This is a genomic window from Flavobacterium branchiophilum NBRC 15030 = ATCC 35035 (genome assembly GCF_002217205.1).
Classification (GTDB): Bacteria; Bacteroidota; Bacteroidia; order Flavobacteriales; family Flavobacteriaceae; genus Flavobacterium; species Flavobacterium branchiophilum.
In genome coordinates, this window is record NZ_MUGT01000172.1 from 1 (window position 1) to 1,343 (window position 1,343).

General features: G+C 29.6%; 2 protein-coding genes. Both read left to right on the top strand.

Features of this window, described 5'->3' with window-relative positions; genetic code table 11:
• Positions 1–138 precede the first annotated feature (138 nt).
• Positions 139–342 carry a hypothetical protein gene (locus tag B0A58_RS15285; protein ID WP_089081762.1) on the top strand — a complete coding sequence of 68 codons (204 nt, stop codon included), beginning with the start codon at positions 139–141 and terminating at the stop codon, positions 340–342.
• Positions 343–922: 580 nt separating this feature from the next.
• Complete coding sequence (locus B0A58_RS15295; protein ID WP_089081764.1) at positions 923–1,324, top strand: hypothetical protein; 402 nt, start codon at positions 923–925, stop codon at positions 1,322–1,324.
• Positions 1,325–1,343: the final 19 nt, after the last annotated feature.

Here is a 1,343-nt window from a genome sequence, read left to right on the forward strand (position 1 = left end):
ATAGGGGGCTAGACCACATGTACTTAAAATTTTTCTATAAAAAAACAAGAAATATTTAATATAAAAGAAACATACAATAATGAGAATATTATAAAGTACGGTAAAGAACTTTTGGTAATTGATGAGAAAACTAAAGTTATGCCTAGTTTTGACGTAAAATATGTTATTGGTTTTACGAGTGGTGATGAACAGGTTATCACAATAAGGTCTGACTTTAGACAAAACCCATTGGATAATGAAAAATATAAAAACTTAAAAGTTTTTATTGACAAGATTAACAATATAATTAAATCAAAAGAAGAGATTAATAAAGCTGAAAAATCAAACGCTTTATATTTTTAAAATTACAATAATGTTTTTGGAATAAAAGTCAAAATAGTTGAACAAAACCCGAGCATTGCTCGGGTTTTCTAATTTACAAAAAAGCAGCGTTATTATTAAAAAAGTTTTTAAACTTTTTAGGGGTTAGTATTTCATCAATAATTTTAAAGACGGTTGTTTTATCGCTATTAGTCCAATTGTTTTTAAAATTTTTATCAATAAATTTCTAAAAAAAGAGCTTTTAAAAGAATTATTTATTATTTTTGTAGATATAAATGGCTTTGCCGCTAGAGCTTTGAGCAGCATAGCAAGTAGTGCCTGACAAGGTGGTAGTACTTTTGAAACATTAGGCGATGTTACGACTGAAACAATACATAAAGGTATTAGTGGTGCAACAGGATTAAGTAATGGTTTTGGCACTATTGCCTTTGGCACCCTTAGTGGCGGTGCAGGTGCCGCCCTCACGGGAGGGAACTTTTGGCAAGGTGCAGTAACAGGGCTTGTAGTTAGTGCACTGAATCACACTTTTCATGGTACAAAAAATAAGGAATATACACGTAGAGATGTAAAAATTAAAGACGGAAAAATTATTGGCGAAAAATTGATTTATTTTAAAAATAACACAAAAGAAAAGCTACTTTATAACCAAGCTTTAAGTGAGCCAATAAAAACTAATGTTTTAAGTATTTATGCCCATGGTAACGTTCATAATGTTAATTACTATACTACCATAGGAGGAGTAGAAAGCATGTTAATCAATGATAGTTCTATGTGGCAAGATTTAAAAAAAAACGGGGGGACTTTAACAATAGATTTAAAATCTTGTAATACAGGTATTCTATCAAATAAAATAAATATTTCACAGCATTTAACATATCTTAATGAAGGACTAACAATATATGCTCCTGCAAACTATTGGTTATATAATGGTGAAATTCGTAATAATGCTGGATATAATAAATTTTATGAAGGAGAAAAAACGAATTGGGTACAAAATAGATAATTTTTAACCCAACTTGCCG

Coding starts and splice junctions, on each gene's coding strand:
- B0A58_RS15285 (WP_089081762.1), top strand. CDS start 139: ATGCCTAGTTTTGACGTAAAATATGTTATTGGTTTTACGAGTGGTGAT.